Source organism: Streptomyces sp. NPDC017890 (genome assembly GCF_044328675.1).
Taxonomy (GTDB): Bacteria; Actinomycetota; Actinomycetes; order Streptomycetales; family Streptomycetaceae; genus Streptomyces.
This window is the reverse complement of sequence record NZ_JBIRHU010000022.1, coordinates 26,114-47,662: the sequence shown is the minus strand read 5'-3', so window position 1 is coordinate 47,662 and position 21,549 is coordinate 26,114. Positions and strand designations below refer to the sequence as shown.

The window sequence follows — 21,549 nt, the reverse complement described above, 5'->3', positions numbered from 1 at the left end:
CGGGCCGCCTGTGGACAACCGGGGGCGGGGCCGGCCGGGGCCGGCCGGAGCCGGGGGCCGTCGCTGGTGGTCAGGGCTCTATGAGGCCCGCGCGGATCGCGTACCGGGTGAGTTCCAGGCGGTCGCGGACGCCGAGCTTCTGGAGAAGGTTGGCGCGGTGGCGTTCGACGGTCTTGGCGCTGATGAACAGCAGCTCACCGATCTCCTTGGACGTGTGCCCCTCGGCGACGAGCTTGAGGATCTCCTCCTCGCGTTCGGTGATGGGCCGCTCGGGCAGGCCGCCGCCACTGTGCAGACGGTCCAGGTAGGAGCGGACCAGGGCCCGTTCGGCGCCCGGGTAGATGAAGGGTTCGTCACGCACGGCCGCCCTGCATGCCTCGACCAGGTCGCGGTCGGCGACGGACTTGAGGACGTAACCGCAGGCACCGGCCTTGAGGGCCTCGAAGAAGTACTGCTCGTTGTCGTACATGGTCAGGATGAGGATCCGCAGCTCGGGCAGGCGGCGGGAGAGCTCGCGGGCCGCTTGGAGGCCGGTCATGCGGGGCATGGCGACGTCCAGGACGGCCAGGTCGACCTCGGTGGCCCGCGCCGCCGCGACGGCCTCGGCACCGTCCCCGGCCTCGGCGACGACGGTCAGGTCCGGTTCGCCGTCCAGAATGAGGCGGACTCCGCGGCGTACGAGGGTGTGGTCGTCGGCGAGCAGGACGCGGATCGGGGGCCGGGCGGGCATCAGGGGCGGTCTCCGGTTCGGTCTGGGGACCGGTCCCCGACCGCGTCCCTGGTTCGGTCTTCGGACTGGGTCCCGACCGCGTCACCCCTGGTCCGCTCCACGGACTGGGTCCCGACCGCGCCCCCCGCCCGGTTTCCGGTTCGGTCTCCCGGCGGGGCTGGGACGCGCAGGCGTACGTCGGTGCCCCGGCCGGGGGCGGACTGGAAGTGGATCTCGGCTCCTATCAGCAGGGCCCGTTCGCGCATGCCGCGGATTCCGGCGCCCTCGGGGGCGTCGCCGAGGCCGGCGCCGTTGTCGCGCAGGAGCAGTTCGACGCCGTCGGGCAGTGGGCGGAGGCTGAGCTCCGCGCGGTCGGCTGCGGCGTGGCGGGCGGTGTTGGTCAGGCCCTCCTGGGCGACCCGGTAGATCACGAGTTCCGCCTCCGGGGCGAGCGGGGGCAGGTCGCCGGGGACATGGTGGTGGACCGTCAGCCCGTGGTGGGTGAACTCGACGGCGAGTGAGCGCAGGGCACTGGCGAGGCCGAGCTCCTCCAGGACGCCGGGGCGCAGACGGCGCGCGATGCGGCGGACCTCGTCGAGGCCGGCCCGGGTGGCCTCCTGCGCCACGGACACCTCCTCGCGCAGCTCCCCCGGCACCCGGTCGGCGACGCGCTTGAGCTGGAGGAGGACGGCGGTGAGGGTCTGGCCCACCTCGTCGTGGAGCTCGCGGGCGATGCGCCGGCGTTCCCCTTCCTGGGCCTGCAGCGCGCGGCCGGCGCCCGCGGCGCGTTCCGCCTGGAGCCGGTCCAGCATCGTGTTGTACGTCGCGATCAGCTGGGCCGCCTCGGCCGGCCCGGAGACCGGCGGCCGGGCGCCGGGCACCAGCAGGTCGGCGGTGGCCATGGCCCGGCCGAGCCGGTGCAGCGGGGTGAGTCCTATGCGCAGGACGACGGCGTTGCCGGCCAGCAGCGCCGCGAGGCCGGCCAGCAGTACCAGCGCCTCGCCGGCCAGCACAGGCGTCGACACGGTGACCGGTCCCAGCAGGAGTGCGGTGGCGACGACCAGACCCGCGGCGTTGAGCAGGAAGATCCGCCAGAACAGCGACACGGTCCTCTTCCCGCTCCTCCCTGCCTTCGTCCACGACACTGCCGCAACCAGCTTCGCCGCCCGCGCCCGGCTGCGTATATCCGTCACGACACCCATATCGCCACCGTACGTGTGGATGACAGCATGGCGAGGCCGCGAGCACGTCACGTACGTGCCCGAAGCGCAGCAAGAGACGCAGGACGAATGAATGAGGGGAAAGCTCGTGTCAGCTCCACGCCTGAGGGCGACGCCGCTGCCGGGTATCGGGGTCCAGTACGACCTGGTGACCCGCGAACACCGCCATCTGTCGGTGGTGGCACACCGCGACGGCGCCCGGACGGTGAACGTGTACCGGGCCGACGACCCCGATTCCTGCGCGCACTCGCTCCGCCTGGCCGCCTCGGAGGCGGGCGCGCTGATCGACGCGCTGAAGCCGTCCCACCACAGCGCGAACCTGCTCTACACCACGGCTCTCGGGCTGGTCGCCGAGCGCATCGAGGTGGCCGCGACGTCCCGCTGGAACGGTCGGCTGCTGGGCGAGACGTGCATGCGGACCGAGACCGGCGCGTCGATCGTCGCGGTGCTGCGGCGGGCCGAGGCCATTCCGTCGCCGGCGCCGGACTTCCGTCTGGTGGGTGGTGACACTCTGATCGTCATCGGCACCCGCGAGGGCGTCGACGCGGCCGCGACGATACTCGGGCAGGAGTGAGCCGGTGCACTCCGCGGTTCTGCTGATCGAGTTCGGCTCCATCATCCTGGGACTCGGGCTGCTCGGCCGGTTCGCCGGCCGGTACCGCCTCTCCCCCATCCCGCTGTACCTGCTGGCCGGTCTGGCGTTCGGCGAGGGCGGGCTGCTGCCGCTGGGCGCGAGCGAGGAGTTCGTCGCCACCGGCGCCGAGATCGGCGTCATCCTCCTGCTGCTGATGCTGGGCCTCGAATACACGGCCGGTGACCTGGTCACCAACCTCAAGTCCCACTATCCGGCCGGCCTCGTCGACTGCGCGTTCAACGCGGTGCCGGGGGCGGTGGCCGCGCTGCTGATGGGCTGGGGCCCGGTGGCCGCCGTCGTACTGGCCGGGGTGACGTGGATATCGTCGTCCGGGGTCATCGCCAAGGTACTCGGAGATCTCGGCCGCGTCGGCAACCGGGAGACCCCGGTGATCCTGAGCGTGCTGGTCCTGGAAGACCTGGCGATGGCGGTGTACCTGCCGATCGTCACGGCCCTGGTCGCCGGTGCCGGGCTGATGACGGGGAGCATCACGCTGGCGGTGGCGCTGGCCGCGGCGGGTCTGGTGCTGTTCGTGGCGGTGCGCTACGGCCGTCTCATTTCGCGGTTCGTCTCCAGTGACGACCCCGAGAAGCTGCTGCTGGTGGTGCTGGGTCTGACGATCCTGGTCGCCGGCGTCGCGCAGCAGCTCCAGGTGTCGGCCGCGGTGGGGGCGTTCCTCGTGGGAATCGCTCTGTCCGGGGAGGTCGCGGAGGGCGCGCACACGCTTCTGAGTCCGCTGCGGGACCTGTTCGCCGCGGTCTTCTTCGTCTTCTTCGGGCTGCACACCGATCCGGCCAGCATTCCGCCGGTCCTGCTGCCCGCGCTCGCGCTGGCGCTGCTCACCGCGGTGACGAAGATCGCCACCGGGTACTGGGCGGCGCGGCGCGCCGGGATCTCCGTCAAGGGCCGCTGGCGGACGGGCGGTGCGTTGGTGGCCCGCGGCGAGTTCTCGATCGTCATCGCGGGCCTCGCGGTCTCGGCCGGCATCGAACCGTCCCTGGGACCCCTGGCCACGGCCTACGTCCTCATCCTGGTCGTCCTCGGTCCCCTCACCGCCCGCTTCACCGAACCGCTGGCGAGCCGTCTCTTCCGCCGCCGCGACAATCCCGACCGCCCCGGCGGCGGTGTTCCCGAGGGGGGCGGCGGGACGCCCCGCACTGCGGGGGCGGAGGCGTCGGTGGGCGACTGACCCCGGCATGCCCCGGCCCGGCGCAAGGTGCCGGCTGCGACACGACCCCGGCACGCAGGTGCCGGGGTCGTCGTATCGTCCTGCGGCGACATGGAGACCGCGGGCACGCACGCGGAGGCGCGGCGCGGGCCACCGCGTCGACGCGCCGGCATGTCAGGCCGTACCCACGCGGCGCCGTACCCACGTGCCGCCGTACCCACGTGGCAGCGCGGCTGCGGCAACGTCGTGGCGAGCGTCACCCGCAACCCGGTCCCGCGCGCCTGAACAGGCGCCGTGTGAGCTCGGCCCTGGTCAGCGGGGTTGCGGGCTGGCAGGATCGCGCCCATGTCCACGCTGCTCTCCCGTATCGGCAGGCGCCGGGCCGCCGTCCGGGGCGCGGTCGCCGGTGCCGTCGCCCTCGGGCTGCTGCTGTGGTGGCTGCTGCCACTGGGCGAGGAGCCGCCGGGCGGCACGATCACCTTCAGCACGGGCACCCACGCGGGGGTCTACCAGAAGTACGGCGAGCTGCTGCGCACCGAGCTGCGCAAAGACATGCCGGACCTGAAGGTGCGGCTGATGACCAGCGCGGGCTCGCAGGAGAACGTCGGGCGGGTGGCGTCCGGAGAGGCCGACTTCACGATCGCCGCGGCCGACGCGGTGGAGACGTACAAGATCGCCGGCCGTCCCGGCGCCGAGGAACTGCGCGGTGTCACCCGCCTCTACGACGACTACGTACAGCTGGTGGTGCCGGGCGACTCGGACATCCAGACCGTCGCCGACCTGCGCGGCAAGCGAGTGGCCATCGGGCTGCCGAACTCCGGCGTACGGCTGATCGCCACCCGGCTGCTGAAGGCCGTGGGCATCGACCCGGAGGAGGACATCACGCCCCGTGCGGACGGGATCGACACCGGCCCCGGGCGGCTGGGCGACCAGCTCGACGCGTTCTTCTGGTCGGGTGGGGTGCCGACGGACGGGCTCAAGCAGATCGCGGAGACCTCCGACTTCCGGTTCGTGCCGATCGGCGAGGACCTCGTCACCAAGCTGCACGAATCCGGCGGCGCGACCCGCTACTACCGCACCACCAACATGCCGGAGTCGGCCTACCCCACCGTGCAGAACGGTTCCGTGGTGCCCACGATGGCGGTGTCCAACCTGCTGGTGACACGCGCGGACATGGATCCGAGGCTCACCGAGTGGCTGACCAGGACGGTGCTCGACAGCCGCGACGGCATCGGGGCGACCGTCCACTCCGCGCAGCTGGTGGACCTGCGCACCGCGATCTACACCGCGCCGCTGGAACTGCACGAGGGTGCCCGGCGCTACTACCGGTCGGTGAAGCCGTAGGGCTGCTACGGCTTCTTCCGCCCGCCCGGTTCCATCCGCCCTCCCGGCTCCGGCGCCGGCCCCGTCCTCGGCACCGTGACCGTCACCTCGAGGCCGTGCGGTTCGTGGTGGCCGAAGGAGATCGAGCCGTCGCCCGCCGCGAGCAGTGCCCGGCAGATGGACAGGCCGAGGCCGGAGCCCTTGATGTTCTGGTGCCGGCCACTGCGCCAGAAACGGTCACCCACGCGCGCGAGCTCCTCGTCGGTCAGCCCGGGGCCGTTGTCGGTGACGACGACAGTCGCGGCGTTGCCCGTGGACGCCACCGTGAGGCGGACGGTCTCGTCGACCGGCGTGAACTTCAGCGCGTTGTCGATGACCGCGTCCAGGGCGCTGGACAGCGTCACGGGGTCGGCCCAGCCCGTGGTCGGCGGGCAGTCCCCCTCCAGCCGTACGCCCTTGGCGTCGGCCGTCGGGGACCAGGCCGCCAGCCGCTCGGCGGCCAGCGCGCCGATGTCGGTGACCTTCAGGTCGGCCTGGCTGTGCTCGGCCAGCGCCAGGTCGAGCAGGTCGTCCAGGACCCGGGCGAGACGTTTGCCCTCGGTCTGGACGGAGGCGATCTCCTCGTTGCCCTCGGGGAGTTCGAGAGCGAGCAGTTCGATGCGCAGCAGCAGTGCCGCGAGGGGGTTGCGCAGCTGGTGCGAGGCGTCGGCGACGAAGGCGCGCTGCTGCTCCAGCACGTCTTCCACATGGTCCGCCATCTCGTTGAACGACCGGGCCAGTCGTCTGAGCTCCGGCGGTCCCCCGGCCGGCGCGACCCGGGACTTGAGCCGCCCGGTGGCGATGTCGTGGGTCGTGGCGTCCAGGACGCGTACCGGTCTGAGCACCCAGCCGGTCAGCCGGAGCGCGGCGCCGACGGCGAGCAGCATCGCGGCGATCTCTCCGGCGCCGATGACCAGCCAGCCGCGCAGGGTGCGTGACCGCATCGAGTCGGTGGGCGAGTCGGTGACCACGACCGCGACCACGTCCCCGTCCCGGATGACCGGCGAGGCGACCACGAGCCGGCCGTCCTCCCAGGGCCACACCTGCTGCGGGTCGTGGCTGCGGCGGCTGAGCAGCGCCTCGTCGAAGCTGTCGCGCACCTCGCCCGCCTCGGGCAGGAACCAGGTCGTGGGCGCGTTGGCCATCGGAATGTGGTTGCGGTAGAAAACGCCCGCCTTGATGCCGTAGACCTCGTAGTAGCTGGTGAGCTCGGTCTGCAGGGTCTCCAGGCGTTCGTCCGTGGTCGTCCGGCGCGAGCCGCCCGGCACGTCCTCGGTGACGAACTGGGCGAGCGCGGCGAAGCGTGCCGTGTCGTCGATGCGGTCGATGACGACCTTCTGCTGCTCCGCGCGGGCGACGCTGACGCCGAGCGGAACGCCGAGCGCGAGCAGTACGGCCGCCATCAGGACGATGAGCAGCGGGAGCAGACGGGTGCTCACCCGGCCCCGCTACCCGGTGGGGGCGACGAGGCGGTAGCCGACGCCGCGGACGGTCTCGATGAGCGCCGGCATGCGCAGCTTGGCGCGCAGGGAGGCGACATGCACCTCCAGCGTGCGCCCGGTCCCCTCCCAGCTGGTGCGCCACACCTCGCTGATGATCTGCTCCCGGCGGAAGACGACTCCGGGGCGCTGTGCGAGCAGGGCGAGCAGGTCGAACTCCTTGCGGGTGAGCTGGACGACCGAACCTTCCACGCTGACCTGGCGCGTCGACAGTTCGATGCGCACCGCTCCGAGGCGGACCACGGTCTCGGCGCTCCCGGGGGCGTCCTCGTGGGCGGTGCGCCGGCTGACGGCGTGGATGCGGGCGAGCAGCTCGCCGGTGTCGTACGGCTTGACCACGTAGTCGTCGGCGCCGAGGTTGAGGCCGTGGATGCGGGAGCGGACGTCGGCGCGGGCGGTGACCATGATGACCGGGGTGCTGGTGCGCTTGCGGATCTTGCCGCAGACCTCGTAGCCGTCCTGGTCGGGCAGGCCGAGGTCGAGCAGGACCACGCCGAAGGAGTCGCCTTCGGGGACGAGCGCCTGGAGTGCTTCCTCGCCGTTGCGCGCATGGGTGACGTCGAAGCCGTGACGCGCGAGGATCGCGGACAGGGCGGCGGCTACGTGGTTGTCGTCCTCGACGAGCAGCAGTCTCATCCGGGCCTCCTTCGGTTCATCGGCCGTACGCTCGGGACGGCTAGAAAGACACGTGCCGCGCGCGCGTGCACCTTGTGCAGTGACGCCGATCGAGGGGGACGGCGTCAAGAGGGTTCCGGTTGCGGCCGCTCGAAGTTATCCGGCCGATATGCGCCCTGCTCACAAGTGCTACGACTCGTGTCCGATTGCTATCGGATCGTGATGCTCAGATTCCCCTCAGATGTAGAGACGCAGGTCGCTCCCCCTTACTACTGTCCTCCGAAACCGAGGAGGACGGAGCCCGAGAGCGATGACCGAAGTATCGGTGGCCAAGGAAGATGTGGCCGCGACCGGCGAACTGGTCGTCCTGAAGAGTGTCAACAAGCACTTCGGCGCGTTGCACGTGCTCCAGGACATCGACCTGACGATCACCCGCGGCGAGGTCGTCGTGGTCATCGGGCCCTCCGGGTCCGGTAAGTCCACCCTGTGCCGCACCATCAACCGCCTGGAGACCATCGACTCAGGTTCGATCACGATCGACGGCAAGCCCCTGCCCGCGGAGGGCAAGGAGCTCGCGAGGCTGCGGGCCGACGTCGGCATGGTCTTCCAGTCCTTCAATCTCTTCGCGCACAAGACCGTGCTCGAGAACGTGACCCTGGGCCAGGTCAAGGTCCGCAAGATCGACGCGAAGAAGGCCGAGGAGAAGGCCCGCGCGCTGCTCGACCGCGTCGGCGTGAGCGCCCAGGCGGACAAGTACCCCGCGCAGCTCTCCGGCGGTCAGCAGCAGCGCGTCGCCATCGCGCGGGCGCTGGCCATGGACCCGAAGGTCATGCTCTTCGACGAGCCGACGTCGGCTCTCGACCCCGAGATGATCAACGAGGTCCTGGAGGTCATGAAGCAGCTCGCCGAGGACGGCATGACCATGATCGTGGTCACGCACGAGATGGGCTTCGCCCGGTCGGCGGCCAACCGCGTGGTGTTCATGGCAGACGGCCGCATCGTCGAAGAGGCCACGCCGGACCAGTTCTTCAGCAACCCGCGCAGTGACCGCGCCAAGGACTTCCTGTCGAAGATCCTGCACCACTGACGCTCCCGGCGCGGCTCCGGCGTTCTGCGTCGCCCGCCCTGGCGGCCCACCCCCGTCGGCCGCATCCGATCACTTGATCCTCTGATCGTCCGATCGCAGTTCGATCACAGCTCGATCACAGCCAAAGGATGTTCACCATGAAGCTCCGCAAGGTCACCGCCGCCTCGGCCGCCGTGCTCGCCCTCGCCCTGACCGCCACCGCGTGCGGCTCCGACGACGGAGACGACAGCGGCTCCTCCGGTGGCGGCGGCAAGAAGATCACCATCGGCATCAAGTTCGACCAGCCCGGCCTCGGCCAGAAGACCCCGGACGGCTACGAGGGCTTCGACGTCGACGTCGCCACGTACGTCGCCAAGAAGCTCGGCTACGCCGAGGACCAGATCGAGTGGAAGGAGTCGAAGAGCGCCGACCGCGAGACCATGCTGCAGCGCGGCGACGTCGACTTCATCGCCGCGACGTACTCGATCACGCCCAAGCGCGAGGAGAAGGTCGACTTCGCCGGCCCCTACCTGCTGGCCCACCAGGACGTGCTGATCCGCGCCGACGACGACAAGATCAAGTCGCCGGAGGACCTGAACGACGCCAAGCTCTGCTCGGTCACCGGCTCGACCTCGGCGCAGAACGTCAAGGACAAGCTGGCGCCCAAGGCGCAGCTGCAGAACTACCCGACGTACTCCGCCTGCCTGAACGGTCTGCAGACCGGCGCCATCGACGCGCTGACCACCGACGACTCGATCCTCGCCGGCTACGCCTCCCAGGATCAGTTCAAGGGCAAGTTCAAGCTGGGCGGCTTCAAGCTGACCAACGAGAACTACGGCATCGGCGTCAAGAAGGGCAGCGACCTCAAGGCCAAGATCAACGACGCGCTCGAGGCCATGTTCACCGACGGTGCCTGGGAGACGGCCGTGAAGGACAACTTCGGGCCGGCCAACTACAAGAACGAGCCCGCGCCGAAGATCGGTGACATCAAGAGCTGAGGCCGGGCCTGACAGGGTGCGCCGCCCTCCGGAAGGGGCGGCGCACCGGGGCGGGCATCCCTACACGCGGAAGCGCGGGAGATCGTGTTCGACTTTCTTCAGGATTACGACCTGCTGGGAGCCTTCTGGACGACAGTGCAGCTCGCTGTGCTGTCGGCCGTCGGCTCCCTGATCTGGGGCACCCTGCTGGCCGCCATGCGCGTCAGCCCGGTGCCGTTGATGCGCGGCTTCGGGACCGCGTACGTGAACATCGTGCGGAACATCCCGCTGACAGTGATCATTCTCTTCTCGTCGCTGGGCCTGAGCCAGACCCTTGGTATCCACCTCGGTGCCGAGGGCGACTTCGAGACGACCAACTTCCGGCTCGCTGTCCTCTCCCTGATCCTGTACACGTCGTCGTTCGTGTGCGAGGCGCTGCGCTCCGGCATCAACACGGTGCCCGTCGGTCAGGCGGAGGCTGCCCGGGCCATCGGCCTGAGCTTCGGTCAGGTCCTCCGGCTGGTGGTGCTCCCGCAGGCGTTCCGCTCCTCGGTCGTCCCCCTGGCCAACGTACTGATCGCGCTCATCAAGAACACCACGGTGGCCGCCGCCATTGGCGTCGCCGAAGCGGCGGCACTGATGAAGGACATGATCGAGAACGAGGCACAGCTGCTGCTGATCTCCGCGATCATCGCCTTCGGCTTCGTGGTTCTGACGCTGCCGACCGGCCTCATTCTCGGCTGGGTGGGCAAGAAGGTGGCGGTGAAGCGATGAGCTCCGTTCTCTACGACGCCCAGGGCCCACGCGCCAAGCGGCGCAACATCCTGCTCACGGCCGTATCCCTGGTCGCCGCAGTGGCTCTGCTGTGGTGGGTCTACAAGACCCTCGACGACAAGGGCCAGCTCGACTGGGCGAAATGGGAGATGTTCTTCACCAGTGACGAGCCCTGGTCGACGTACATCTGGCCGGGGCTGCAGAACACCCTGAAGGCAGCGGCTCTCTCGATGGTCATCGCCCTGCCGCTCGGTGCCGTGCTGGGCATCGCCCGGCTGTCGGACCACGCGTGGGTGCGGATGCCGGTCGCGGTCGTGGTCGAGTTCTTCCGGTCCATCCCCGTGCTGGTCCTGATGATCTTCGGCCTCGCCCTGTTCGCCGAGTACACCAATGTCAGCTCGGACGACCGTCCGCTGTACGCAGTCGTCACGGGCCTGGTGCTGTACAACGCCTCCGTCCTAGCGGAGATCGTCCGGGCGGGCATCCTGGCGCTGCCCAAGGGCCAGGCCGAAGGCGCGATGGCGATCGGGCTGAGCAAGGGCCAGTCGATGAGGCTGATCCTGCTGCCGCAGGCAGTCACCACCATGCTCCCGGCCATCGTCAGCCAGCTCGTCGTGATCCTCAAGGACACCGCGCTCGGCGGTGCGGTCCTCACCTTCCCCGAGCTGCTCGCGTCGGCCAACACGATGAGCGGCTACTACGGTGCCAACGTGATCGCCAGCTTCACCGTGGTCGCCGTGATCTACATCGCGCTCAACTTCGCCCTCACCAGTTTCGCGAGCTGGCTGGAGCGCCGGCTGCGGCGGGCCAAGAAGTCGACCGGTGCGGTACTCAAGGCCGACGACGCCGGCATCGCCGGAACCGACGCGACCGGCACCGGTGGAGCCTCCTGACACTCGGTCACCTCGTATGACCATCAACGGAGGCAGTGGCGTGATCGCCACTGCCTCCGTCGCTTGACGCAAGCGGCGGCAATAGGTTGCATACGTTCTGTGACCGTGCACCCTGCTCCAACGTCCTGTTCACCTGCGTCCCCCGGGACACCGCCACGGGCAGGGGGCGCCGCGCCGTGGACCCGGTGATCATCGCCGGAGCGGGGCCCGTCGGGCTCACGCTCGCCCTGGCGCTGGCGCGGCAGGAGGTGCCCTGTGTCGTCCTCGACGAAGGGCCGGGCAAGGACGACCCGCGTCCCGCGCGCACCGTAGTCCTGCGCGAGGACGCCGTCGCCGTCGTCGAGCGGCTGACCGGCACACCGCTGGCGGGGCCGGGGGTCCGTTGGGCCGGATGGCGGTCGATGCGGCGCAAGCAGGTGACGCGCGAGGTCGTTTTCGGCGAGACCGACCCGGCGCCACTGCACATCGCCCAGCACGAGCTGACCGGCGTCCTGCGCACGGCGCTCCGCCACGAGCCGCTCGTCAGGATCGCGGTCGACAGCCGCGTGGACGGTATCGAGCAGGAGACCTCCGGCGTCACGGTCCACACCCGCGGCCCCAGCGGGACCTGGTGGCGCGGCAGTTACCTGGTCGGCTGCGACGGCCCCCGCTCGACCGTCCGCAAGCTCCAGGACATCCGCTTCCCCGGCCGTACGGCGGTGGAACGATACGCCGTCGCCGCACTGCGCACGGAACTCCCCTGGACCGACGAGGCGTTGCTCCACCGGATGCCGCCGTGGCGTACGTCCGGACCGTCGGCCGGCGAGATCGTCGGCCGCCCCCTGCCGGACGGCGTGTGGCGCCTGGACTGGCTGCTTCCCCCCGGCAAGGACCTGGTCACGCCCGAACTGCTGGTCAACCGGGTCCGCGAGACCCTCACCGGGTGGGGCGGCGGGACGGCCCCGTCGTACGAACTCCTCGACACCGGAGTCCACACCGTCCACCACCGGCTGGCCCGCCGCTGGCGGGTGGGCCGCGTACTCCTCGCCGGGGACGCGGCCCACCTGCTGGGCGCGCTGGGCACCCAGGGGCTCGAGGAGGGGCTGCTGGACGCCGACAACCTCGCCTGGAAACTGGCCCTGGCCTGGCATCACGGGCCGCGCGAGGCACTGCTCGACAGCTACCAGACGGAGCGGCGCACGGCGATCGCCGCACGGCTGCGCGCCGCCGACCAGCTCCTGCCGCTGCTGCGGGGCGGCGGGGGCCTGCGTTCCTACGTCCCCGGCTCGACCCGCGGCAACGACGCACTGCTCGCGGAGGGCCACCTGGGGCGCGGAGCGCTCGCTGCGCCGGGTGCGTACGCCGACTCGCCGCTCGCGCCCGGGCAACTCGCCGGGGAGGTGCCCGTCGGCACACCGCCCGGGGCGCCCGTCACGGACGTGCGGGTCACGGCGGAGGACGGCACGTTCGTGCGGCTGCGCGACCGGCTCGGGCGCGGGGCACTGCTGGTGCTGCTGATCGCGCCGGGCACGGGTGTGTGGGACCGCAAGCACTGGGTGACCGCCGGGATCATGCCCCGGCTGGCGGCGGCGGTGACGGCGCTGCCCCTCCATGCCGAGCTGCTGGTCGCCGAGGCCTATCCGGGGGCCGCGGCCCACACGGTGCTGCTGGTACGGCCCGACGGCCACCTGGTCACGGCGCTGAACGGGGTGCGCCCGGCCGACCTGTACGCGGCAGCGGAGGCGGCACTGGGCGGAGCGACGGCGGGGGCCTCGCCAGACACGGAGGCCACGGAGAAGGAGGCGGGGGCGGGAGCCGCGGCAGGGTCCCGCTGACCTGCCGTCCGGGTACTCCCGGGAGGCTCGTGGCGGCCGGCTGTCGCCACACGGCTGCCGGCTGCTGCCACGCGGCTGCCGGCTGCTGCCACGCGGCTGCCGGCTGCTGCCACGCGGCTGCCGGCTGCTGACTGTGGTTGCCCGAGGCCGACTGCGGGGCCCGGGACTGTCCGTATGGTGACGGTGAGTTGACCGGCCCACACCGCCGTGGTGTACTCCCGATCGTGCCCGACACCTGTGTGCGCCTGTGGCGGAGGGTCCATATGGACCTCGTCCGCTATGCGGGCTGCATGTGTCGCCCGTCCTGCTGAATTCGCCTCTCTTTCTTCGCGCGTGCCGCTCGGATGTGGCATCGCGCGCTCCCTCGCGAAACTCCAGGACGGTATCCGTGTCTGTGTCCTCCCCTGCTCCTGCCCGTTCCTCCGCCGCCACGGCCGCGCCCACTCAGGACGAACTCCTCGACTTCGTACGGCGTACGGCCGCCGACGCCGACCTGATCGCCTCCCTCCCCCTCGACCCGGAGGGCCGCACCTGGGTGCGGCTGGCCGGACCGGGCGGCAGCGAGGCCTGGCTGATCGGCTGGCCGCCCGGCACCGGCACCGGCTGGCACGACCACGCCGAGTCCGTGGGCGCCTTCCTGACCGCCGCGGGCGAGCTCACCGAGAACGCACTCGCCGCCCGGCTGCCCACTGACGGCTGGAAGACCCTGGAACTCACCGACGGGGTGGACCGGGAACGCCGGCTGCCCGCCGGCAAGGGACGTGCGTTCGGCCGGCACCACGTGCACGAGGTACTCAACGAGTCACCCGACCGGCACGCGGTCTCCGTACACGCCTACTACCCGCCCCTGCCGCAGATCCGCCGCTACAGCCGCAGCGGGCAGACCCTGCGCCTGGAGCAGGTCGAACGCCCGCAGGACTGGCAGTGAGCGAGCCGATCGGAATCGACGTTCTACTGGAGCGGGTGCGCAGCGGATACCTGCGGATCGCACCGCGCGCGGCGTACGACGCCGCCGAGGCCGGCACGGCGCTGCTGGTCGACATCCGGTACGCCGCCCTGCGCGCGCGGGACGGCGTGATTCCCGGCGCCCTGGTGATCGAGCGCAACGAACTGGAGTGGCGCCTGGATCCGCGGGGCAGCCACCGCCTCCCGGAGGCCACGGGCCACGACCTGCGCGTTGTCGTGGTGTGCGACGAGGGGTACGCCTCCAGTCTGGCGGCGGAGTCCCTGCACCGCCTGGGTCTGCACCGGGCCACCGATCTGATCGGTGGGTTCCAGGCATGGCGGGCGGAGGGCCTGCCGGTGGCCGGCCCGTAGCCGACCGTCCCGGGGCAGAGCGCTGGGGGGCCGGAGGGCCGGGGCGAGCCGGCCCGTGCCCTGGTGTCGTGTCGGCCGGTCCGGCGTGGCACCGGGTCAGGTTCCCTCGTCGCCGAGGAACTCCGTGTCCTCGCCCTCCTCCTCCAGCGCCTGGCGGACCACCCGCAGGGCCAGGCCCTCGGGGTAGCCCTTGCGGGCCAGCATGCCCGCGAGGCGGCGCAGCCGCTTGTCACGGTCCAGGCCACGGGTGGCGCGCAGCTTGCGGGCGACCAGCTCGCGCGCGGTCTCCTCCTCCTGCTCGAAGTCCAGCTGCGAGACCGCCGCGTCGATGAGCGTGGCGTCGACGCCCTTGGTCCGCAGCTCCCTGGCGAGGGCTCGCCGGGCCAGTCCGCGGCCATGGTGCCGGGATTCCACCCAGGCCTCCGCGAAGGCACTGTCGTTGATCAGGCCGACCTCCTCGAACCTGGACAGCACCTCCTCGGCGGCCTCGTCGGGGATCTCACGCTTGCGCAGCGCGTCGGCGAGTTGCTTGCGGGTGCGCGGGGTCCCGGTGAGCAGGCGCAAGCAGATCGCCCGTGCCTGCTCGACCGGGTCCCGCGGAGGCTCCCCCTTCTCGGCCCTCGACGAGGAAGTGGCGCCTCCGTCCTCGCCGGACGACTCCGCGCGACCGCGCAGCCGGCGTCCCCGCCCACCGCCCGTTCCACTGTCCCGCCCGCCCGCTCGACGCGCCCCGCCGTCACCGCGACGCGCCCCGCCGTCACCGGGTGGTCCCGCGTCGTACGGGTCCTCGGCGCCGTACGGCGCGAAGGGGTCCGCGGTGCCGTACGCGACGGCGGACAGGTCCGTCCCGTACGGGGCCGCCGCCACCCCGTACGCGCCGGCGTCCGTCCCGGCGGAGCCTTCGCCACCCGGTCTCCCCCGCTCGCGCCCCCGCGAGGCGTTGTCCGGGTAGGCGTACTCGGCCCAGTCGGTTCGTCGTGTCACGGGTCAGCTCTTGGCTGCCGCGGCCTTGGTCTTGGTGGCCTTGGCGGTCGCAGGGGCGGGCACTGCCGGAGCGGCGTCGGCCGGAGCGGTGGAGGCGGCGGCGTCCGCGCCCTGCTCGGTGGCCGGTTCCTCGGGACGTACGCCGACGCCCAGCTTCTCCTTGATCTTCTTCTCGATCTCGTTGGCCAGGTCGGGGTTGTCCTTCAGGAAGTTGCGCGCGTTCTCCTTGCCCTGGCCGAGCTGGTCGCCCTCGTACGTGTACCAGGCGCCGGCCTTGCGGACGAAACCGTGCTCCACGCCCATGTCGATCAGGCCACCCTCACGGCTGATGCCCTGGCCGTAGAGGATGTCGAACTCGGCCTGCTTGAAGGGCGGCGCGACCTTGTTCTTGACGACCTTGACGCGGGTGCGGTTACCGACCGCGTCGGTGCCGTCCTTCAGGGTTTCGATGCGTCGGATGTCGAGCCGCACCGAGGCGTAGAACTTCAGCGCCCGGCCACCGGTGGTGGTCTCGGGAGAGCCGAACATCACGCCGATCTTCTCGCGGAGCTGGTTGATGAAGATGGCGGTGGTCTTGGACTGGTTGAGCGCACTGGTGATCTTCCGCAGGGCCTGGCTCATCAGGCGGGCCTGCAGACCGACATGGCTGTCGCCCATCTCACCCTCGATCTCCGCGCGCGGCACGAGGGCTGCGACGGAGTCGATGACGATGAGGTCGAGGGCGCCGGAGCGGACCAGCATGTCCACGATCTCCAGGGCCTGCTCACCGTTGTCCGGCTGGGAGAGGATCAGGTTGTCGATGTCGACGCCGAGCTTCTTCGCGTACTCGGGGTCGAGGGCGTGCTCCGCGTCCACGAACGCGACCTGGCCGCCGGCCTTCTGCGCGTTCGCCACCGCGTGCAGGGTCAGGGTCGTCTTGCCGGAGGACTCGGGACCGTAGACCTCGATGACACGGCCACGCGGCAGGCCGCCGACGCCGAGGGCCACGTCGAGCGCGGTCGACCCGGTCGGGATGACCTCGATGGGCTCCTTCGACCGGTCGCCCATGCGCATGACCGCGCCCTTGCCGAACTGCCGTTCAATCTGTGCGAGCGCGGCGTCCAGGGCCTTCTCGCGGTCGGTTCCTGCCATGGGTTCCACCCGGTTTGCTTGATTCGATCGCTTCACGTCAAAGACGCTAATGCCTGCCACTGACAATCCACCCTGCTGCGGGTCCGGCCTGTGGATAACTCGGGCACTTATCGGCCCAAACCCAGTCGAATCACCCGTCACGAGCCTCGCCAGAGCCTCCATGAGAATGGATGTTCGATTTTGGTGTCAAGCGCACCACGGCTCTTCCGAGAGTACGTCTGCCGGGCCGGTGGTCGGGTGACTAGAGTGCGGATGCCACGTGGAGGAGGGGGACACCATGGCCCAGGTCAGCATCAGTCTCGACGCCGAACTGGTGGTGGAGGTGATGGTCCTGGCGGGCATCGGCTCGCCCCAGGACGCCGTCGAGGCGGTGGTACGGGATTACATCGCCCGCGGCCACCGCACGGAGACCCGCACCGAGTTCACGGACCGGAACCTGCGCGAGGTCGACGCCAAGCCGCAGGAACCGCAGGGCGGCTGACCCCGCACCCGGCAGCCGTCCGTCGGGGACCGGCCGCCCCGGCTGCTTCCCGCGTACGGCGCGGGTCCTGGTACTGCCGGCACCGGCCTGGCTGCCGCCCCTCTCCCCGTGGAGCGCGGGGAGAGGGCAGCGGGTCGCGGCCCGAGGTCGAGCCGCTGCGCGGCCGCCCTCGCCGGCGCGGCACCCTGGGCCGGCCTCCCGTACTGAACGCGGCCCTCAGGGCGAGCCGCCGTCTCCGGCCCCCTCCGTCCCGGGGCGTCCTGGCTCCGGTCGCCGGGCCCACAGTTTCCGCAAGCGCGTGGGTGCCCCGGGCCCCGACCGGCGGTTGCGTCGTCCGTGGACGCGAGGATCGTCCGTGACGTCGTAACGCTTGACGTACGCCCCGAGGAACGCCTGCAGCGTGGCGATCGCCGGGATGGCGATCAGCGCGCCGACGGCACCGAGCAGGGCGGCGCCCGCGACGACCGAGCCGAAGGCGACCGCCGGGTGGATGTCCACGGTCTTGGACGTCAGCTTGGGCTGCAGTACGTAGTTCTCGAACTGCTGGTAGATCACCACGAAGATCAGTACCCACATCGCGTACCACGGGTTGACCGTGAAGGCGATCAGCATGGGCAGAGCGCCCGCGAGATAGGTGCCGATGGTGGGGATGAACTGCGACACCAGACCCACCCACACGGCGAGCGCGGGGGCGTAGGGCACCTCCAGGACCTCCAGCACGATGTAGTGCGCGATGCCGGAGACCAGCGCCATCAGACCGCGCGAGTACAGGTAGCCGCCGGTCTTGTCCACGGCGATCTCCCACGCGCGCAGCACCTCGGCCTGCCGGGCAGGCGGCAGGACGGAGCAGAGCGCGCGCCGCAGCCGGGGGCCGTCGGCGGCGAAGTAGAAGGAGAAGAGCAGGATCGTCAACATCTGGAAGAGGCCGCCGAGGACCTGGGCCGACACGTCCAGGACGCCCGTGGCGCTGTTCTGCACGTAGTTGCGCAGCCAGTCGGAGCGGAGCAGGCCCTCCTGGATGTCGACCCGTCTCAGCTCGGTGTGGAAGTGGCCGTTGACCCAGTTGATGACGGAGTCGAGGTACTCCGGGAAGTCCTCGACCATCTTGACGATCTGGCCCGCGAGCATGGAGCCGAGCAGCGTGACGAACCCCGCGGCGGCGACCAGCACGGCGAGGAACACGAGGAACGTGGCCAGTCCGCGGCGCAGGCCGCGCCCTGCCATCCAGCTCACCGCGGGTTCGATGGCAAGGGCCAGGAAGAACGCGATGAGAATGTTGATCAGCAGGCCGGTGAGCTGGTGGAAGGCCCAGCTGCCCAACTGGAAGACGGCGATGAGCGAGAGGGCCAGCACCATGGCGCGCGGCAGCCAGCGCGGCATGCGTGCACCCGGCCCGGCGGCGCCGCCGGAGGGGGGCCCGGTGGGCGGCGTAGTACCGGTCGGGGATGCGTGCCGGGTCGCCTGCCCGGTCTCGTCAGTGGGTGCCACGGACCAAGTCTCGCCCACGCCAGGGACAGCGGAGTCCCGCCCGGTGATCTTCGTGATGGATCAGCGTTGTTCCTGGGACACGTTCATGACCGGTCAGCGCTGCCTTCATGGCACGTTCATGACGGATCAGCGTTGTTCCTGGGGCACGTTCATGACGGTACAGACCACCCGCCACACGTCCTTGGCGTCCCAGCCCGCGTCCAGCGCCTCGTGCACCGTACGCCCGCCCAGCTCCGCCATCACGTGATCGCGCGCGAAGGTGTCGGCGTACCCCGGACCGAAGTGATCCGTCATCCGCTCCCAGAAGACCGTCAACCGCATGACTCCAGTATCCCGCTCCTGGGAGTGGGCCCTGAGCCGGACCGCAGGTGCCGAGACCGCCTTTCGGCCTACGGTCTGACCCATGGCCGAAAACCGGAGTTCCCCCACTCCCCCGACGCCCCCGGCTCCTCCTGCGCACTCACCGCTCGCGCGCGCGGAGCACTTCGTGTGGCTCACCGCGCGCGTGCTGGAGCAGCGCCTCTTCGCCTACCACTTCCGCGGCGGCGACGCCGGTCCGGTGGAGACCGCGCTGGACGCCTACCGCAACGAGGACGGCGGGTACGGCCACGCTCTGGAGCCCGACCTGCGCGGCCCGGTCAGCCAGCCGCGGCACACCGCGCACGCACTGCGCGTCCTGGACGCCGTCGGGCGCTGCGGCGGACAGCGCGTGGAGCGGATGTGCCGCTATCTGACCTCCGTGTCCACTCCGGAAGGCGCCCTCCCGGCGGTCCCTCCCAGCCGCCGCGGGTATCCGGGCGCACCCTTCGTGCCGGTCGTGGACGATCCGCCCGGCGATCTGCTCGCCACCGGCCCGGTGGTCGGCGTGCTGCACCGCAACGAGGTCTGGCACGCGTGGCTGTTCCGGGCCACGGACTTCTGCTGGCAGGCGACCGAGTCGCTGCGGACCTCGCACCCGTACGAGGTCACGGCCGCCGTCGCTTTCCTGGACGCCGCCCCCGACCGCCCGCGCGCGGAGGCGGCGGCCGGTCGACTGGGCCGCCTGGTGCGCGAGCATCGCCTCGCGGTGCTGGACCCGGACGACCTCGACACATACCCGCTCTCCCCCGGCTACGCCCCGGGCGGGCACCACTTCCCGCACGACTACGCGAGGCACCCGCGCTCCCTCGCGCGCGCGTGGTTCACGGACGACGAGATGGCCCGCTCACTCGACTTCCTCGCGGCAGGGCAGGAGGACGACGGCGGCTGGCCCGTCCGCCGGCACCAGTGGGCACCCGCCCCCACGCTGGAAGCCCGTCCCGAGGTGACACTGCAGGCCCTGCGCACGCTCCGCGCGTACGGCCGCTGCGTCGGCTGACGCGTATCACCCGGCCATGGCCCGTACGCCCGCGGTCACCACCACGGCCGCCGCGACGACGAGCAGGAACGGCGCGCGAAGCACCAGCGCCACGGCGGCCGCGGCGACTCCTGCGGCCCGCGCGTCCAGCACGAGCGCGGGCCCGTCGGAGAAGGTCTGCTGGGCGGTGAGCGCGGCGAGGAGGGCGACGGGCACCAGGGCGGCGAGCCGCCGGACCAGAGGCCGCTCCACGGCACCGGCGGGCACCAGCAGGCCGAGAAGCTTGACGGCGTAGCAGCCGACCGCGGTCACGCCGATGGCAATCCAGACGTTCATCGCTCCTCCTCCCGGGCGGACCGCGCGCAGTCCTCGACAACGCGGCTCCCGCGACGTCCCTGTGCCCACAGGACGACCGGTGCCGCCAGCGCGGCCACCAGGACGGGCACTCCGGCGGGCAGCACGGGCAGCAGGCCGAGCCCCAGGAGGACGGCCAGGGCGGCCACCGCCCGCTCGGCGGTGGTCTTCAGCATCGGCGCGAGCAGCGCCAGGAAGACCGCGGGGCCGGCCGCGTCGAGCCCCCAGGCGTCGGTGTCCCCGATGGCCTCCGCGCCCAGCGCACCGAGCAGTGTGGTGAGGTTCCACAGCAGATACAGGCTGAGCCCGGTGACGGTGAACCCGATCCGGACGCTTCGCCGCGTGGGCTGGGCGAGGGCCACGGCCGTCGTCTCGTCTATGACCCACTGCGCGGCGAACGGCCGCACCGCGCGCGGGAGGGCCAGCAACTGCGAAAGCCGCAGCCCGTAGAAGGCGTTGCGCACGCCCAGGAAGAAGGCCCCCGCCGCGGCGGTGAGCGGGTTGCCGCCGGCCGCGAGCGCGCCCACGAGCGCGAACTGGGAAGCTCCGGTGAACACCAGGAGGCTGAGGGCACACGTCTGCATGAGCGTCAGTCCGCTGCCGGCCGAGGTCACCCCGAAGGCGAACCCGGAGAGTCCGACGGCGACCCCGACCCCGAGGGCGTCCCGTACGACGGCGGCGTCCGGCTTGGCTCCGACGACGACGCCCGTGTCAGGGACTGCTGTCTTTTCTGTCACGCCTCGGACGGTAGAAGAAGCCGCCGCCGCGCGTCTTGTACGTTCTTGCGCTCCCGCTGGTATGCGCCGGGCGGTACGCCCACGATCCGCGCGAAGTGCCGGTTCAGGTGCGGCTGGTCGGTGAAGCCCACGGCGACGGCGGCTTCGGACGGTGTCGTACCGGCGTCCAGCAGCCGCCGGGCACGGCGCACCCGGGCATCCGTCAGCCAGGTGTGGGGCGGCATGCCGTAGGCGTCCCGGAAGGCGCGCAGCAGCGCGAACGGGCTGCTCCCGAGCTCCCCGGCGAGCCGCTCCAGACTCGGCGGGGCGGCCATGCGCTCCTCCAGCACGGCACGCGCGCGTGCCGCGATCCGGGTTCCGGCCGTCCGCACCTCCCGCCTCGGCAGCGGGCCGCCGTTCAGCCGCAGCAGCCGGGTCACGGCCACCCGCAGCAGGGTGTCGGCAGCGAGCGCGTTCCCCTCGTCGGCAGCCCGCAGCACGCGGTGCACCAGCTCGACGGCGTACGGGTCGTCGAGCACCGGCCGGACGAACCCGGGCGTCCCGCGCAGCGTGGTCGTCTCCGCAGCGATGCCGGCCACCAGCTCGGGCGCCGGATAGACGGCCCCGTACCGCCACCCCTCGGGTCCTTTGGCCCGGCCCGTGTGCGGTGTGTCCGGGTTGACCAGGGCGAGCGATCCCGCCCCGGCGTACTGATCGCTCCCGCCGTGGTGGAAGACCTCCACTCCGTCGGCGATGGCGGCGATCACGAAGTGCTCATGCGTGTGGCGTACGAAGGTTTTCCGTATGTACCGGGCCCGCAGCAGATCGACGTCTGGCAGCTCTGTGTACCGCCAGTGCCGTGCCCGCTCACCCGATGCCGTCATACTCGTATTCTCCGCCACTGCCTCTCCGCCACGGCCTCCCTGCGCCACCGCTGCTGCGCCACTGCTTCTGTGCCGCCGGTGGTCGGCCTCCAGGGCTCTGGCCCGGGTGGCTCCCGACCGGAGCCAC

24 protein-coding genes are annotated in these 21,549 nt (G+C 71.3%); 13 read left to right on the top strand and 11 right to left on the bottom strand.

Annotation, left to right across the window (positions count from 1 at the left end; translation table 11 throughout):
* Positions 1 to 70 precede the first annotated feature (70 nt).
* Complete coding sequence (locus ACH4F2_RS26965) at positions 71 to 730, bottom strand: response regulator transcription factor (protein WP_055419881.1); 660 nt, start codon at positions 728 to 730, stop codon at positions 71 to 73.
* Positions 730 to 1,911, bottom strand: a complete 1,182-nt coding sequence (locus tag ACH4F2_RS26960) for a HAMP domain-containing sensor histidine kinase (RefSeq protein ID WP_398135332.1) — start codon at positions 1,909 to 1,911, stop codon at positions 730 to 732. Before ACH4F2_RS26960 ends, ACH4F2_RS26965 begins: the two co-directional genes overlap by 1 nt.
* A gap of 106 nt (positions 1,912 to 2,017) precedes the next feature.
* Between ACH4F2_RS26960 and ACH4F2_RS26955 the strand changes: the two genes are divergently transcribed.
* The 3 genes from ACH4F2_RS26955 to ACH4F2_RS26945 all read left to right on the top strand — a co-directional run bounded on the left by ACH4F2_RS26955 (position 2,018) and on the right by ACH4F2_RS26945 (position 5,075).
* Positions 2,018 to 2,503: a cation:proton antiporter regulatory subunit gene (locus ACH4F2_RS26955; protein ID WP_398135331.1), complete on the top strand. Its 486-nt coding sequence runs from the start codon at positions 2,018 to 2,020 to the stop codon at positions 2,501 to 2,503.
* 4 nt (positions 2,504 to 2,507) lie between these two features.
* Entirely contained in the window at positions 2,508 to 3,752 is a 1,245-nt protein-coding gene (locus ACH4F2_RS26950; RefSeq protein ID WP_398135330.1) for a cation:proton antiporter, read from the top strand.
* Between the two features lie 324 nt (positions 3,753 to 4,076).
* Entirely contained in the window at positions 4,077 to 5,075 is a 999-nt protein-coding gene (locus ACH4F2_RS26945) for a TAXI family TRAP transporter solute-binding subunit (RefSeq protein WP_398135329.1), read from the top strand.
* A 5-nt stretch (positions 5,076 to 5,080) separates the two neighbouring features.
* On the opposite strand, the gene ACH4F2_RS26940 is transcribed toward ACH4F2_RS26945, so the two are convergent.
* A complete protein-coding gene (locus tag ACH4F2_RS26940; protein ID WP_398135328.1) occupies positions 5,081 to 6,532 on the bottom strand; it encodes an ATP-binding protein in 1,452 nt (483 codons plus the stop codon).
* Positions 6,533 to 6,541: 9 nt separating this feature from the next.
* Positions 6,542 to 7,228: a response regulator transcription factor gene (locus tag ACH4F2_RS26935; RefSeq protein WP_398135327.1), complete on the bottom strand. Its 687-nt coding sequence runs from the start codon at positions 7,226 to 7,228 to the stop codon at positions 6,542 to 6,544.
* 289 nt (positions 7,229 to 7,517) lie between these two features.
* On the opposite strand from ACH4F2_RS26935, the gene ACH4F2_RS26930 reads away from it, so the two are divergent.
* The 8 genes from ACH4F2_RS26930 (at position 7,518) to ACH4F2_RS26895 (ending at position 14,048) form a co-directional block, all read left to right on the top strand.
* Entirely contained in the window at positions 7,518 to 8,294 is a 777-nt protein-coding gene (locus ACH4F2_RS26930) for an amino acid ABC transporter ATP-binding protein (RefSeq protein ID WP_398135326.1), read from the top strand.
* A 137-nt stretch (positions 8,295 to 8,431) separates the two neighbouring features.
* Complete coding sequence (locus ACH4F2_RS26925; RefSeq protein ID WP_398135325.1) at positions 8,432 to 9,271, top strand: glutamate ABC transporter substrate-binding protein; 840 nt, start codon at positions 8,432 to 8,434, stop codon at positions 9,269 to 9,271.
* An 84-nt stretch (positions 9,272 to 9,355) separates the two neighbouring features.
* Positions 9,356 to 10,024, top strand: coding sequence for an amino acid ABC transporter permease (locus ACH4F2_RS26920; RefSeq protein ID WP_398135324.1), 669 nt, complete (start codon positions 9,356 to 9,358; stop codon positions 10,022 to 10,024).
* Positions 10,021 to 10,917, top strand: coding sequence for an amino acid ABC transporter permease (locus ACH4F2_RS26915; RefSeq protein WP_398135323.1), 897 nt, complete (start codon positions 10,021 to 10,023; stop codon positions 10,915 to 10,917). The genes ACH4F2_RS26920 and ACH4F2_RS26915 overlap by 4 nt, the downstream gene beginning before the upstream one ends.
* A gap of 176 nt (positions 10,918 to 11,093) precedes the next feature.
* Complete coding sequence (locus tag ACH4F2_RS26910; protein WP_398135322.1) at positions 11,094 to 12,731, top strand: FAD-dependent monooxygenase; 1,638 nt, start codon at positions 11,094 to 11,096, stop codon at positions 12,729 to 12,731.
* A gap of 263 nt (positions 12,732 to 12,994) precedes the next feature.
* Complete coding sequence (locus ACH4F2_RS26905; protein ID WP_359100516.1) at positions 12,995 to 13,042, top strand: hypothetical protein; 48 nt, start codon at positions 12,995 to 12,997, stop codon at positions 13,040 to 13,042.
* A 77-nt stretch (positions 13,043 to 13,119) separates the two neighbouring features.
* A complete protein-coding gene (locus ACH4F2_RS26900) occupies positions 13,120 to 13,659 on the top strand; it encodes a cysteine dioxygenase (RefSeq protein WP_398135321.1) in 540 nt (179 codons plus the stop codon).
* Positions 13,656 to 14,048 (top strand): rhodanese-like domain-containing protein, encoded by a 393-nt coding sequence (locus ACH4F2_RS26895; protein ID WP_398135320.1) that lies wholly within the window; start codon positions 13,656 to 13,658, stop codon positions 14,046 to 14,048. The genes ACH4F2_RS26900 and ACH4F2_RS26895 overlap by 4 nt, the downstream gene beginning before the upstream one ends.
* 96 nt (positions 14,049 to 14,144) lie before the next feature.
* Here the strand turns inward: ACH4F2_RS26895 and recX are convergent, their stop codons facing one another.
* Complete coding sequence (gene recX / locus ACH4F2_RS26890; protein WP_398135319.1) at positions 14,145 to 15,032, bottom strand: recombination regulator RecX; 888 nt, start codon at positions 15,030 to 15,032, stop codon at positions 14,145 to 14,147.
* A 3-nt stretch (positions 15,033 to 15,035) separates the two neighbouring features.
* On the bottom strand, positions 15,036 to 16,163 hold the full coding sequence (gene recA, locus ACH4F2_RS26885) for a recombinase RecA (protein ID WP_398135318.1): 1,128 nt from the start codon (positions 16,161 to 16,163) through the stop codon (positions 15,036 to 15,038).
* 277 nt (positions 16,164 to 16,440) lie between these two features.
* On the opposite strand from recA, the gene ACH4F2_RS26880 reads away from it, so the two are divergent.
* Positions 16,441 to 16,644 carry a DUF2191 domain-containing protein gene (locus ACH4F2_RS26880; protein ID WP_398135317.1) on the top strand — a complete coding sequence of 68 codons (204 nt, stop codon included), beginning with the start codon at positions 16,441 to 16,443 and terminating at the stop codon, positions 16,642 to 16,644.
* A gap of 216 nt (positions 16,645 to 16,860) precedes the next feature.
* Here ACH4F2_RS26880 and ACH4F2_RS26875 read toward each other — a convergent pair whose 3' ends face one another.
* Complete coding sequence (locus tag ACH4F2_RS26875; RefSeq protein ID WP_398135316.1) at positions 16,861 to 18,024, bottom strand: AI-2E family transporter; 1,164 nt, start codon at positions 18,022 to 18,024, stop codon at positions 16,861 to 16,863.
* A gap of 234 nt (positions 18,025 to 18,258) precedes the next feature.
* Positions 18,259 to 18,453 carry a DUF3046 domain-containing protein gene (locus ACH4F2_RS26870; RefSeq protein ID WP_210962767.1) on the bottom strand — a complete coding sequence of 65 codons (195 nt, stop codon included), beginning with the start codon at positions 18,451 to 18,453 and terminating at the stop codon, positions 18,259 to 18,261.
* Positions 18,454 to 18,535: 82 nt separating this feature from the next.
* On the opposite strand from ACH4F2_RS26870, the gene ACH4F2_RS26865 reads away from it, so the two are divergent.
* The gene (locus ACH4F2_RS26865; RefSeq protein WP_398135315.1) at positions 18,536 to 19,489 is read left to right on the top strand and encodes a hypothetical protein; all 954 of its coding nucleotides are present in this window, start codon (positions 18,536 to 18,538) and stop codon (positions 19,487 to 19,489) included.
* A gap of 6 nt (positions 19,490 to 19,495) precedes the next feature.
* Here ACH4F2_RS26865 and ACH4F2_RS26860 read toward each other — a convergent pair whose 3' ends face one another.
* The 3 genes from ACH4F2_RS26860 to ACH4F2_RS26850 are packed head-to-tail and all read right to left on the bottom strand — an operon-like array spanning position 19,496 to position 21,422.
* Positions 19,496 to 19,804 carry an AzlD domain-containing protein gene (locus tag ACH4F2_RS26860; protein ID WP_398135314.1) on the bottom strand — a complete coding sequence of 103 codons (309 nt, stop codon included), beginning with the start codon at positions 19,802 to 19,804 and terminating at the stop codon, positions 19,496 to 19,498.
* A complete protein-coding gene (locus ACH4F2_RS26855; protein WP_398135313.1) occupies positions 19,801 to 20,559 on the bottom strand; it encodes an AzlC family ABC transporter permease in 759 nt (252 codons plus the stop codon). The genes ACH4F2_RS26860 and ACH4F2_RS26855 overlap by 4 nt, the downstream gene beginning before the upstream one ends.
* On the bottom strand, positions 20,556 to 21,422 hold the full coding sequence (locus tag ACH4F2_RS26850) for an AraC family transcriptional regulator (protein ID WP_398135312.1): 867 nt from the start codon (positions 21,420 to 21,422) through the stop codon (positions 20,556 to 20,558). The genes ACH4F2_RS26855 and ACH4F2_RS26850 overlap by 4 nt, the downstream gene beginning before the upstream one ends.
* Positions 21,423 to 21,549 lie beyond the last annotated feature (127 nt).